This is a genomic window from Marinomonas sp. ATLA20 (assembly GCF_057180105.1).
In genome coordinates this window covers 151,074-163,777 of record NZ_JBXUKU010000006.1, presented here as the reverse complement: position 1 = coordinate 163,777, position 12,704 = coordinate 151,074, and the positions used below count along the sequence as shown (strand labels likewise).

Below are 12,704 nucleotides of genomic sequence, written 5' to 3'. Positions count from 1 at the left end.
CTCTAGTATCATTTGTTAACATTTTTTTAGAAGACGATATTTTTGAGTATGAAAAAACTCCTAGTTACTTTATCACTTGTATTTTGTTTCGTGAGCAGCTCCGTTTTTGCTGCTCCTTCATTAATCCCAACGCCGCCACAATTGTCAGCGAGTAGTTACATTCTTATGGATGCATATACTGGCGATATTTTGGTTGAGCATAATGCTGATCAGGCTTTGCCTCCAGCAAGTCTAACGAAATTAATGACGGCTTATATTATTGAATATGAGTTGGCTCGCGGAAATTTATCACTGGATGATATGGTCAATGTGAGCGAAAAAGCATGGAGAATGGAAGGTTCTCGTATGTTTATTCGAGAAGGAACACAAGTTAAGTTAGAAGACCTAATGCGCGGTATTATTATTCAATCTGGCAATGATGCAAGTGTTGCCGCCGCAGAGCATATTGCTGGCAGTGAGTCTGCTTTTGCTGACTTGATGAATCAACATGCTCAACTTCTTGGAATGAAAAATTCGCATTTCGTGAATGCAACAGGTTTTCCAGCAGAGGATCATTATTCTAGCGCCCACGATATAGCAAAATTGGCGCGTGCGACTATTATACAGTTTCCAGAAAACTACAGTATGTATGCGGAAAAAGAGTTTACCTACAACAATATCCGTCAGCCAAACCGTAATAAATTGCTGTGGCGCGATAAAACGGTTGATGGTATGAAAACTGGTCACACTGAGGCCGCTGGCTTCTGTTTGGCTGCTTCTGCTGTTCGCAATGGTACCCGCTTAATTACTGTTGTTATGGGAACGAAATCAGATAATGCCCGTGCCGTTGAATCTCAAAAGTTGTTGGATTACGGTTTCAGATACTATGAAACACGTAAGCTATATAGCCGTGGTCAGGTGGTGAATAATGCTCGTGTTTGGGGTGGTAGCCAGCCTAACGTAAAAGTAGGTTTTGCCGAAGATGTTTTGGTTACTATGCCTCGTCAACAAGGTGCGTCTATTCCAGCTACACTTGATATGCAGAAAGAAATTATGGCACCAATTGCTGTAGGCGATGTATTGGGTAAAATTGTGGTTGGCACTGAGGGTAATGTCTTAATAGAGCGCTCAGTAGTTGCACTAGAGGCAGTAGAAGAAGGTGGTTTCTTCAAGCGAATGTTTGATAAAATTAAACTCTTCTTTATGAACTTGTTTTAAGCGCTAATAGCGAGTGGTAGATTAAATTAATGGCACTAATTACAAAAAACGGTGATCAAGCTGAGAATGCAGTCGATGCACCTAAAATAGAGTTTCCTTGTGACAACTACGTTATCAAAGTGGTTTCACTCGACGTTGATGGTATTCATACCGAGATAACAGAGCGATTGCTGGTTCATGCTCCAGAGATGGATGTCGCAGCAGAGAATATTAACCGCTCTAGTAAAGGGCGCTTTATTAGTTTTAGTTTTCGTATTGTGGCTCAAAGTGAAGATCAGCTATCGGCTTTACACCGTGACTTAATGTCGATTGAAGCCGTTAAGATGGTCATGTAAATGCAGCTAGACTTAATTTGCCGTGATTTGGGTGTGGTTGACTACGCTGAAACATGGGAGCGGATGAAGCAATTTACTCAAACTCGTTCAAAAGACGATGCAGATGAGATTTGGTTGTTAGAACACCCTTCCTTATTTACGCAAGGTCAAGCGGGTAAAGAAGAGCATCTTTTAGCTCCAGGCGATATTCCTGTTATTCAGGTCGACCGTGGTGGTCAGGTCACGTATCATGGGCCGGGGCAACTTGTTGCTTATGTAATGGTTGATTTAAAGCGTCTCGGAATAGGCGTTCGTGATTTGGTTAGTGTGCTAGAAAATTCAGTTGTTGGTGCTCTTGCATCGAGCTCAATTGAAGCATATCCAAAGCCTGATGCGCCTGGTGTCTACGTGAATGAGCAAAAAATTGCATCACTGGGATTGCGTGTGCGTAGGGGCTGTTCATTTCATGGGCTTGCCTTAAACGTTGATATGGACCTCACCCCATTTAATCGTATTAATCCATGTGGCTATCAAGGCTTACAAATGGTTGATATGAAACGTCTTAATGAAGACGTTACTTTATCGAATGTAAAGGTTCAGTTGGCGAATCAGCTGGCTGAGCAGCTCGGATACAGTTATCCAGCTATCCAACAAGGGTGGAAATAGAATGACAGCAGAACGCAAACGCGTTGTTCAAGGGGAAAAACTACGCGGTGCCGATAAAATGGCGCGTATTCCCGTTAAAATAGTTCCTACTGAAGAGATTCCGCGTAAGCCTGATTGGCTTCGTGTTCGTATGCCTGCTTCACCAGAAATTGCTCGCATCAAAGCAACTTTGCGTGAACATAAGTTGGCTTCGGTTTGTGAAGAGGCTAATTGCCCAAATCTAGGTGAATGTTTCAGTAATGGTACTGCCACTTTTATGATTATGGGTGAGATTTGTACTCGTCGTTGCCCTTTCTGTGATGTTGCACATGGTCGCCCAAATCCACTTAGCGCTGATGAGCCAAAAGAGTTGGCTGCCGCTATACGTGATATGAAGCTTAAATATGTGGTTATTACTTCCGTAGATCGTGATGATCTTCGTGATGGTGGTGCTCAGCACTTTGTGGATTGTATTACAGAGACGCGAGCAGAAAGTCCAAATATTGAAATCGAAACATTGGTACCAGACTTTCGTGGTCGTATGGAAGTGGCTATTGATACACTTTCAATTGCACCACCAGATGTCTTTAACCATAATTTGGAATCCATTCCGCGTTTATATCGCCAAGTAAGACCTGGATCTGATTACCAATGGTCATTAGATCTTTTGAAGAATTTTAAAGATCGTTGTCCTGATGTGCCAACTAAATCTGGTTTGATGGTTGGTATGGGTGAGACATTTGAAGAGATTGTTGAAGTTCTGAAAGACTTGCGAGCTCACAATGTTGATATGTTGACGATTGGTCAATATTTGCAGCCTTCTAAGCATCATTTCCCAATGGCGCGTTTTGTTCCGCCAGAAGAATTTGCACGCTATGAAGAAGTTGCAAAAGAGTTAGGCTTTAAGCATGCTGCGTGTGGGCCTTTGGTTCGCTCGTCTTACCACGCAGATAAGCAAGCACATGGCGAGCACGTTTCTTAATTTGTTCGTTAGTTAGATTGAAGCGGAGTTAAGATGTTTCTTAGCCCCGCTTTTTTTATTTGGGCGAAGGAAAAAATATACCTGATTTTCATTATGGCGTACTTTTAATGAAAGTAGTGCAGGTGTTCGGTTATTTAGATTTTGGGAGATGATATGAAGCCTTGGTCAATTAAAGATTCGATGGAACTATATAATGTCAGCCATTGGAGTAGTGATTTTTTTTCAATCAATGACAAAGGACGTGTTATTGCGTTACCTGATAGGGAAAATAGTATTGATTTGACTGAGCTTTCAGTAGCACTCAAACAGCAAGGTATTCCTTATCCTTGTCTTGTGCGTTTTCCCAATATTCTTCACTCACGCATTGAAAAAATTACCAACTCGTTTCAGCAAGCTATTGATTATTACAACTATCAATCGAAATATGCCATTGTTTACCCTATTAAGGTAAACCAACAGCGTCGAGTGGTCGAAGAAATTGCAGCATGTCAGCCTGACAATGCTGCCACTGTTGGCTTGGAAGCCGGTAGTAAGCCAGAATTGATGGCTGTTTTGGCTATGCATAAAAACGCTGATGGCATTATTGTTTGTAATGGCTATAAAGATCGTGAGTTTATTCATCTTGCGCTCATGGCCGAAAAAATGGGACATCAAGTCTTTATTGTTGTTGAGAAGATGCATGAGCTTGATTGGATTTTAGAAGAAGCCGATAAGATCGGTGTTCAACCGCGTATCGGTATCCGTATTCGCTTGGCATCTACTTGTACAACCCATTGGGGTAACAGTGGTGGAGAAAAATCTAAATTTGGCCTGACTACATCCCAATTGTTACGTGCAATTGATCGTTTACGTGAATTAGATTTGTTGCATTGTCTTGAGTTGATCCACTTCCATTTAGGTTCACAAATAACGCGGATTCGCGATATTCAGAACAGCCTGAAAGAGTGTGCTCGTTATTACGCTGAACTTCATCAGATGGGCGTAAAGGTGGAGTGGGTTGATGTTGGTGGTGGTTTGGGAGTCGATTATGAAGGTACACGCTGCCAAAATGACTTTTCAGCAAACTACAGTATTGGTGAGTATGCTAATAATGTCGTGTTTGCCTTCCATAATGTGTGTGAGCAATACGAACTTCCTCACCCTAATTTGATTTCGGAATCTGGTCGAGCTGTGACGGCACATCATGCGATGATGATTGCAGATGTTTTTTCTCACGGCGCTGAGCTTTTACCGATTGAGGAGCCAGCAGAAAATAGTGAGCTAGAGTTGCAGCGTCTTTGGGCATCTTACCAAAGTTTAAAACGTGAGAGCCAAGAAGATAGTCGATCTTTGGTCGAGATTTATCATGATTTGCTCGATGACTTTAATGATAGTTTGGCCTTGTATAATCATGGTCAGCTTAATCTGTCACAAAGAGCACAAGCAGAAAACCTATTTTTATCAGCATGCCGAAACTTATTACCTCGCTTGGACAATCGAAATAGAGGCCATCGTGCGGTAATTGATGAACTTAACGAGCGTTTAGCTGAAAAGTTGTTTGTTAATTTATCCGTATTCCAGTCTATGCCTGATGCGTGGGGGATCGATCAATTGTTCCCTGTGTTGCCTTTGCAGGGATTGGATCAGGCGCCTTCTTTTAGAGGTAAAATCCAAGATGTTACCTGTGACTCTGATGGTTGTTTGTATAGCTATGTTGATGGTCAAGGTATTGAATCTTCTCTACCGTTACCTCCGCCGCCGCCAAAAGGTGAAGACTACTTAATGGGCTTTTTCTTGGTTGGTGCTTATCAAGAAACTCTAGGTGATTTGCATAACTTATTTGGTGACACTTGTTCCGTGGATGTTTATTTAACGGATGATGGCTTCAGAATTGACCATATATTAAAAGGCGACAGCGTTAAGGATGTGCTTAAGTACGTTAGTTATAATGAGCATGAGTTGATGAAGGGTTATCAAGATAAAGTAGCGGCAAGCCCACTTAGTCAAGAAGAACAAGTTACTTTACTAGCAACCTATAAAAAAGTACTTGAAGGTACGACGTACCTGACTCAGGTATAACTGAACCAGCGTGATAGCAACACAACCTATTTTGGAGGTAGTTTAGTATGAGTAATGTAAAAGTGGCCTGCGTTCAAATGTCGGTCAGTACAGACTTTCAAGCAAACTTAGATAATGCGGTGGCACAAGTAAGAGAAGCCGCTGCAAATCAGGCTAATATTATTTTGTTACAAGAATTGTTTATGGGGCCATACTTTTGTATTGATCAAAAGCCTGCTTATTTCGACTGGGCGCAACCTGTAAGCGATTGTTTGGCAATTCAGACTATGAGTAAGCTTGCGAAAGAGCTAGGTGTGGTCTTGCCTATTAGCTTTTTTGAACGCGATGGTAATGTTTTCTATAACTCTTTGGTAATGATTGATGCCAATGGTGATGTCATGGATTTGTATCGTAAAACGCACATTCCAGATGGCCCTGGCTACCAAGAAAAGTATTACTTCACACCAGGTAATACTGGTGTGAAAGTTTGGGATACTCAGTTTGGTCGAATTGGCTGTGGTATCTGTTGGGATCAGTGGTTTCCAGAGTTAGCTCGTGAACTAGCACTAAAAGGGGCAGAACTTATTTTTTACCCTACAGCAATTGGCTCTGAACCGCCTTATCCGGAATGGGATTCTAAGGACCATTGGCAGCGGACCATGCAAGGGCATTCTGCCGCGAATATGGTGCCAGTTATTGCTGCAAACCGTATTGGACGAGAAGAAGGTGAAAATAGCTTTATCCAGTTCTATGGCTCTTCTTTTATGACTGATGAAATGGGTGCTATGAAGTGTGTGGCTGGCCGAGACGAAAGTACTATCTTGTATTCTGAGTATGATTTAGAGGCTATTCGTAAAGCGCGTCAATCATTTGGTTTGTTTCGCGATCGCCGTCCGGATCGATATCAAGCGATTACTGCTGGTGCCGGTATTACTTGGGGAAAGTAAGGTTAAAAGCAAAAAAGTGCCCGCATAAAGCGGGCACAAAGCTTTCCTTATCCTTATTGATACAAAGGGGGAATATCAACAAGGTAGATCTATTTGCACTTGGCTTTTCGAAGCCTAAAGTTAGCGTATAAAATAGTGCAAGGCTTGTGTTTTTAACACCCTGACGGCAATGTAAAGCGAATTAAGTGCTTTGATTACAAGGCTAAGTAGAAGCAAATCCTCGTCAGTATAGATCTGTCCAGAACTTAGGTATTAACTATAGTATGAGATTTTAACTCTGGCCTGAACTTTAAATAGATGCGAGCATATTATGCTTCTGCGGCTAGTTAAAAGATCCACCTATTTATTTTAGAGAGTCGATGAACGTATTTAGTTCCCCTACAAAATTACCTTATTTTGCGATCATGTTGTCTAGTAAACTAATGTTGAATGACTTAACCTACCGCATTATGGCTGAAAAAATGCTCGAATTAGCGCAAGGCCAACCTGGCTACCTTGGTGCTGAATACGGTTCGGGAGAAATGGATCTGCTGATGACTTATTGGCAAACGCAGCAAGCGGCCGAGGATTGGTTGAACCATGATATGCAGCGTAGAACTTTATCCATTGGTGAAAGTTTTTGGTACGAAGAATATTCCTTAAAATTGTTCGAAGTGATGAAGGACATGTCATTTAAGTACTCTGATCAAGGTATACATGCTTCGCGTTTCCCTCGGATTGTTACCGAAAGGGGCGTATTGAAAATATTAGACGAATCACAAGCCTCACTTTTGCATGATTATATCAATCAAGAAAAAGCCTTTCTTGCCCCATGGGAGCCTCTTAGAAACGATGGTTATTATTCCCTTGAAACGTGTCAATTGCGTGTTCGGGAAATGCGCCGAGACTTTTTAGAAGATAGAGGGGTTGTCCTTTGTTTTCTATCACCTAACGAAGATAGAATGCTCGCCTATACAAATTACTCAAACATTATTCGTGGCGTCTTTCAGGCATGCAACCTTGGCTATAGTTTGCGAGAAAGCGAGCAAGGTAAGGGGATTATGCTGGAAGTTTTGCAAGCTGGAATAGATTACCTTCATAAGGAGCAACATATTGATCGTATTCAGGCGAGTTATATGCCAAGAAATGCCCGAAGTGCAGCAGTGTTGAAGAAGCTAGGCTTTGATAAAGAAGGTGTTGCAAGGGATTATTTGAAAATTAATGGTCAATGGGAAGACCATATATTGACAGCATTAGTACTGCGTTGAAAGTGTTTTAGAGAGCTTCAGAGTTGGGCTTTGTAAGCAGTAATATTCGCCCTTTGGTATTTTGGGTTGTCATAACAGACAACATAGTTATGCTTTCGGCGCTTGGATTTAAAATTGCTCTAGGCTCTTTTGAGGCAATGACTTTACCGTAAATAGGGCAGGCTTTAGATTCTCTTTTGTTATTAGAAATAAATGCCTTGCCATTTAATGGTAGCAGATATTGAGTGGCTGATTTTTGATAATAAAGTGTTTCTTTGAATTGAGGTGGATAGAGTTCTAACGCAATTTGTCCTGCTTCCCCATCCCAAAGTGGCCATGTTTTAATTTGGCTTCTTCCTAATGTTGAATCTACTGTGCCCGAAGATATTTTTTTAAGCGAGTCGCTTAACTCTGTTTGACCTTTGTTTATGAGTCTAATTAAACACAGCTCGACTGTTGGGGTAAGCAAGGTGACGCTGTTTACCGTTTGCGCAGCTAGCCAAACTCCCTGATGTTGCTTGAGGACTGTTTCTTGTTCACAATTTTGCTGCGCGCTTTGTTGTAAGTATAATTCTCCTCTAATTAGAAAGAGGAAGGTATCAGCCTGATGGTGATAGAAACGGGTTGGTGTGTCGTTCTGAAACAGGTGTTCATGCGCAATAAAAAGATCATCTTGTTGATGAATGATTAAACGTTTACTGGACTCCCCAAGGCTATAGTTTATTGGGTCGAGTGTATTTTGATCAGATAAGTTCACCATCACGTACCTTTTTAATTATCGAACGTATTGAAACACGAGAATAGCGACCTTTCCATGATAATCTTACGATGAGTGTTGCAGTAAGTTGGGATGTTTCTTTATAGTTGAGCCCATATTAGTTTATGAAATCCGCATGCGCTGATAATTTGTCCATGCAAACGATTATAGAAGGAAAAATTCCTTGAGTGAGTTGTCAAATTTCGAGTCGAATGAAACCCTTTCATTAAAAGACTACACAGAAAAAGCGTACTTGAATTACTCCATGTACGTTATTTTGGATCGAGCCTTGCCGCATATCGGTGACGGTTTGAAGCCAGTTCAGCGTCGTATTATCTACGCGATGAGCGAATTGGGGTTGAAGGCCACCGCCAAATATAAAAAATCGGCTCGTACTGTGGGTGATGTGCTAGGTAAATTCCATCCTCATGGTGACAGTGCGTGTTATGAAGCTATGGTGTTGATGGCTCAGCCTTTCTCATACCGTTATCCGCTTGTTGATGGTCAAGGTAATTGGGGTGCGCCAGATGACCCTAAATCTTTCGCGGCTATGCGTTACACCGAATCTCGTTTGTCAAAATACGCCGATGTCTTGTTGAGAGAAGTTAGCCAAGGCACGGTGGATTGGACACCTAATTTTGACGGTACATTGCAAGAGCCATCTGTTTTGCCATCTCGTCTGCCTAACTTATTGTTGAATGGTACGACGGGTATTGCCGTTGGTATGGCAACGGATATTCCGCCACATAATTTGCGTGAAATTGGCGGTGCTTGTATTCACCTGCTTAATAATCCAAACGCAGAATTAGATGATCTGCTTAATTATGTTCAGGGCCCTGACTTTCCAACGGGTGGTGAAATAATAACGCCAAAAAGTGACATAGTTAAATTGTATGAAACCGGCAAAGGGCAGATTAAAGCGCGAGCACGTTTTACAATAGAAGAAGGCGAAATTGTCGTTAACGAATTGCCTCACCAGGTATCCGGTAGCAAGATACTAGAGCAAATTGCTGCGCAGATGCAGGCGAAAAAATTGCCTATGGTGGTGGATTTACGAGATGAATCAGACCATGAAAATCCGACTCGATTAGTGATTGTTCCGAAATCAAATCGTGTCGATATTGACTCGGTTATGACGCATCTTTTTGCAACGACCGATCTTGAAAAGTCCTATCGCGTTAATATGAACGTGATTGGCTTGGACGGTTTGCCTCAAGTTAAGCCCCTAAAGAACTTTTTATCTGAATGGTTGCGCTTTCGTATCGATGTGGTTCGTCGTCGTTTGCAGTTCCGCCTTGATAAAGTGAATAACCGTTTGCATATTTTAGAAGGTTTGTTAATTGCCTACTTAAATATCGATGAAGTCATTGAAATCATTCGTACGGAAGAAAAACCCAAAGTAGAGCTGATAGCTCGATTTGGTTTGAGTGACACGCAAGCCGAATCTATCTTAGAGTTAAAATTACGTCATCTTGCCAAGCTTGAAGAGATGCGTATCAAGGGCGAGCAAGACGAGTTGGAAAAAGAGCGTAAGCAATTAGAAGCGCTATTGTCTTCTGATCGTAAGTTGAAAAAACTCATTACTGAAGAGATTCAAGAAGCGATTGATGATTTTGGTGATGATCGTCGTACACCCATTGTGGCTCGCAAAGAGGCTCAAGCTTTTAGTGAAGAAGATTTGCTGTCTAATGATCCCATTACGGTAGTTATATCTAAGCAAGGCTGGATCCGTGCTGCTAAAGGCCATGATATTGATGTGAATGGTTTGAGCTACAAATCTGGCGACGAGTTCTTGGTTAGTGCCAAAGGGCGTTCGAACCAGACACTTGTTTTGCTTGCATCTAATGGACGAACCTATTCGATTAAAGCGCATACCTTACCTTCTGCTCGTGGACAAGGTGAGCCAATTACTGGTCGTATTTCATTGGAAAAAGACGCCACTATTGTCTCTGCTGTGTTGGATAGCGAAGAGGCTCATTACCTGATAGCAAGTGATGCGGGTTATGGTTTTGTTGCACAGCTAAAAGATCTATACGCTAAAAATAAAGCGGGTAAAGCGACCTTGTCATTACCAAAAGGTGCTCAAGTAATGGCGCCGGTTTTGGTTCAAGATCCGACATTAGGTCGTGTTGTTGCTATCTCTAATGAAGGTCGTATGTTAGCGTTTGATGTTGTTTCTCTACCGCAGATGGCGAAAGGTAAAGGTAATAAAATGCTGAGTATTCCAAGTGCTCGTGCTGCTGATAGAGAAGAGTTAGTTATTGCGTTGGCGTGTGTTCAGCCAAATGATCTCTTGACGGCGTATGCTGGAAAACGCTTTATTTCCTTTACGGAAAAAGATCTTGAAGAATATCTAGGTGAACGTGGTCGTCGAGGCTTGAAGCTACCGAGAGGGCTTCAGCGTATAGATAGTCTTGAAGTCAAAGTAGGTGAAGGTAAGGTGGCTAAAGCGGATGATCCTCCAAGCCAAGATTTGTTTTAAAAACTAAACTAATGCTAGAGTCTAGGGTTATGCCCTAGACTTTCGTTTTTTATGAATCAAGTTTTCTGTACTGCATTTGTCATGTGAAATGGACTTACTTGAAATAAGAGGAGAAGAATATGAAAGGTAGTAAAAAAGTAATTGATAGTTTGAATACTTTGTTAGCGAATGAGTTGGCAGCAATCGATCAGTATTTCATTCATTCACGTATGTATGAAGATTGGGGCTTGAGCAAGCTTTATGAGCGTCTTAATCATGAAATGGAAGAGGAAACACAGCACTCAGATTGGCTTATTAAGCGAATTTTGTTTTTGGAAGGCGTGCCATGCATGACAAAACGTCGTGACTTATTAATTGGCTCTGATGTGCACTCTATGATGAGCAATGATTTAACTCTAGAGCTAGAAGTGGTTACTTGTGTTCGCGAAGCGATTGCTGTGTGTGAATCTGAAGGCGATTATCAAACACGTGAGACCCTTGAAAAATTGTTGTTCGACACTGAAGAAGATCATGTTTATTGGTTGGAAAAACAGCTTGGTCTGATGGAAAAAATTGGCATGCAGAACTATTACCAATCGCAGATGGGTAACTAAGGAGAAGTGCTATGAAAGGGGATCGTGACGTAGTTACCAACCTTAATAAAGTATTGGCCAATGAATTGGTTGGTATTAACCAATATTTTCTTCATGCTCGCATGTTTAAAGATTTTGGTTTAAGTGCGCTTGATAAAGCAGATTACAAAACTTCCATTCAAAAAATGAAGAATGCAGATCGTTTGATTGAGCGTGTTTTGTTTTTAGAAGGTTTGCCGAACCTGCAAGACCTTGGTCGCCTGCGCATTGGTGAAAATAGCGAAGAAATGATTTCGGCTAACTTAGAGTTTGAATTGGATACTTTGCCAGCACTTAAGGCAGCAATTGACTTGTGTGAGCAGAAAAAAGACTTTATGAGTCGTGATACGCTGGAAAAAATATTAGAAGAGCAAGAAGAGCAAATTGATTGGCTTGAAACTCAGCAACACCTAATTGCCAGTTCTGGCATTGAAAATTACCTGCAATCTCAAATGTAATTCAATGCCGCAATTAAGCTACTTGAACTTGGGTTTCAGCAATTTTGATTAACTCACTGTTCAGTAGCTTTTTTGCGCACTGACAGCATTTTCCGCATTGGCTACCAATGCTGTGCTCTTTATATAGCTCGCGCATTGTCGTCGCACCATCTTGAATGGACGCTTTGATTTCTTTGTCTGATACTCGGTTACAAATACAAACGTACATAAATGAAAATCACTCTCACCAATATTCTAATTATGAGATTCTATTTTTAATGTGAATGATTATCAATAGATAAAAATTTATCTGTTTGTGCGGTTTGATAGTTTTTTTTAGAGGTTTGTAGGTTGGCTGTGCTGATAAGGCTAAATAGCGGGTTTAACCTTATCAGCAGGATTCGATTACAGCTCTTTTTCAGCGATGTCGGTCAGCACTTTGAGGAAGGACTCAGGGTCGTGAGCACCATGAACCATGTATTTATCATTGATGACATAAGTAGGCACAGACTGGATATCCAAGCTGCGTAGGTGTTGTAGCTTCTTCTCAGTAAGAGTTTTCGCTTCTGCGCTGAGTGCGTATTCTATATCAGCTTTTTGCATGCCAATGTTAACTGCTACTTCTTCAAGAATACTTTTTGATCCTATGTCTTTTCCGTCTGTGAAATAAGCATGGAAGGTCGCTAAGACAAATGGTGTGCCTAATCCAGATTTAGTCGCAGCAAGCACATATTGGTGGGCAAGCTTGGAGTTAGGGATGCGATCTTTTTCAGAAAAATTGAATTGAATACCCGCTTCAATACCGACTTGTTGAATGGCATGTGTGGCTTCATTTAGTTTTTCTGGGCTGCCAAAACGCTCACCTAGATACGTTTCTCTATCAGCACCTTCTAACGGCATATCGGGATGCAGCTCAAAGGGCTGCCAGCGAATGTCTATGCGGTAATCATCTCCCAATTGTTCAATTGCTTGTTTGAGGCGTGAGTAGCCCAAATAGCACCAAGGGCAAACGACATCTGAAATAATGTCGATACGCAGGTCGGCCATGTGTTCTCCTAAAGAATAATAA

13 protein-coding genes are annotated in these 12,704 nt (G+C 41.5%); 10 read left to right on the top strand and 3 right to left on the bottom strand.

The window, feature by feature from the left end:
- The first annotated feature begins 48 nt into the window (after positions 1–48).
- The 7 genes from AC2A4J_RS12120 (at position 49) to AC2A4J_RS12090 (ending at position 7,369) form a co-directional block, all read left to right on the top strand.
- The gene (locus AC2A4J_RS12120; protein ID WP_484176189.1) at positions 49–1,197 is read left to right on the top strand and encodes a D-alanyl-D-alanine carboxypeptidase family protein; all 1,149 of its coding nucleotides are present in this window, start codon (positions 49–51) and stop codon (positions 1,195–1,197) included.
- A 29-nt stretch (positions 1,198–1,226) separates the two neighbouring features.
- Entirely contained in the window at positions 1,227–1,532 is a 306-nt protein-coding gene (locus AC2A4J_RS12115) for a YbeD family protein (RefSeq protein ID WP_484176188.1), read from the top strand.
- On the top strand, positions 1,533–2,177 hold the full coding sequence (lipB, locus tag AC2A4J_RS12110; protein ID WP_255828610.1) for a lipoyl(octanoyl) transferase LipB: 645 nt from the start codon (positions 1,533–1,535) through the stop codon (positions 2,175–2,177). It abuts the gene before it with no gap.
- A gap of 1 nt (position 2,178) precedes the next feature.
- Positions 2,179–3,138, top strand: coding sequence for a lipoyl synthase (lipA, locus tag AC2A4J_RS12105; RefSeq protein WP_255828611.1), 960 nt, complete (start codon positions 2,179–2,181; stop codon positions 3,136–3,138).
- A 153-nt stretch (positions 3,139–3,291) separates the two neighbouring features.
- Positions 3,292–5,196: a biosynthetic arginine decarboxylase gene (gene speA, locus AC2A4J_RS12100; RefSeq protein ID WP_255828612.1), complete on the top strand. Its 1,905-nt coding sequence runs from the start codon at positions 3,292–3,294 to the stop codon at positions 5,194–5,196.
- A gap of 47 nt (positions 5,197–5,243) precedes the next feature.
- Positions 5,244–6,122, top strand: a complete 879-nt coding sequence (aguB, locus tag AC2A4J_RS12095; RefSeq protein WP_255828613.1) for an N-carbamoylputrescine amidase — start codon at positions 5,244–5,246, stop codon at positions 6,120–6,122.
- A gap of 359 nt (positions 6,123–6,481) precedes the next feature.
- Positions 6,482–7,369 carry a GNAT family N-acetyltransferase gene (locus AC2A4J_RS12090; RefSeq protein WP_255828614.1) on the top strand — a complete coding sequence of 296 codons (888 nt, stop codon included), beginning with the start codon at positions 6,482–6,484 and terminating at the stop codon, positions 7,367–7,369.
- A 7-nt stretch (positions 7,370–7,376) separates the two neighbouring features.
- On the opposite strand, the gene AC2A4J_RS12085 is transcribed toward AC2A4J_RS12090, so the two are convergent.
- Complete coding sequence (locus AC2A4J_RS12085; RefSeq protein ID WP_484176187.1) at positions 7,377–8,105, bottom strand: hypothetical protein; 729 nt, start codon at positions 8,103–8,105, stop codon at positions 7,377–7,379.
- 184 nt (positions 8,106–8,289) lie between these two features.
- On the opposite strand from AC2A4J_RS12085, the gene parC reads away from it, so the two are divergent.
- The 3 genes from parC to bfr (AC2A4J_RS12070) all read left to right on the top strand — a co-directional run bounded on the left by parC (position 8,290) and on the right by bfr (AC2A4J_RS12070) (position 11,656).
- Positions 8,290–10,587 (top strand): DNA topoisomerase IV subunit A, encoded by a 2,298-nt coding sequence (parC, locus tag AC2A4J_RS12080; protein ID WP_484176186.1) that lies wholly within the window; start codon positions 8,290–8,292, stop codon positions 10,585–10,587.
- Positions 10,588–10,706: 119 nt separating this feature from the next.
- Positions 10,707–11,180, top strand: coding sequence for a bacterioferritin (bfr, locus tag AC2A4J_RS12075; protein ID WP_255828617.1), 474 nt, complete (start codon positions 10,707–10,709; stop codon positions 11,178–11,180).
- An 11-nt stretch (positions 11,181–11,191) separates the two neighbouring features.
- A complete protein-coding gene (gene bfr, locus AC2A4J_RS12070) occupies positions 11,192–11,656 on the top strand; it encodes a bacterioferritin (protein WP_484176185.1) in 465 nt (154 codons plus the stop codon).
- A gap of 13 nt (positions 11,657–11,669) precedes the next feature.
- Here bfr (AC2A4J_RS12070) and AC2A4J_RS12065 read toward each other — a convergent pair whose 3' ends face one another.
- The gene (locus AC2A4J_RS12065) at positions 11,670–11,864 is read right to left on the bottom strand and encodes a (2Fe-2S)-binding protein (RefSeq protein WP_255828619.1); all 195 of its coding nucleotides are present in this window, start codon (positions 11,862–11,864) and stop codon (positions 11,670–11,672) included.
- 176 nt (positions 11,865–12,040) lie between these two features.
- Entirely contained in the window at positions 12,041–12,682 is a 642-nt protein-coding gene (locus AC2A4J_RS12060; protein ID WP_484176184.1) for a DsbA family oxidoreductase, read from the bottom strand.
- Positions 12,683–12,704: the final 22 nt, after the last annotated feature.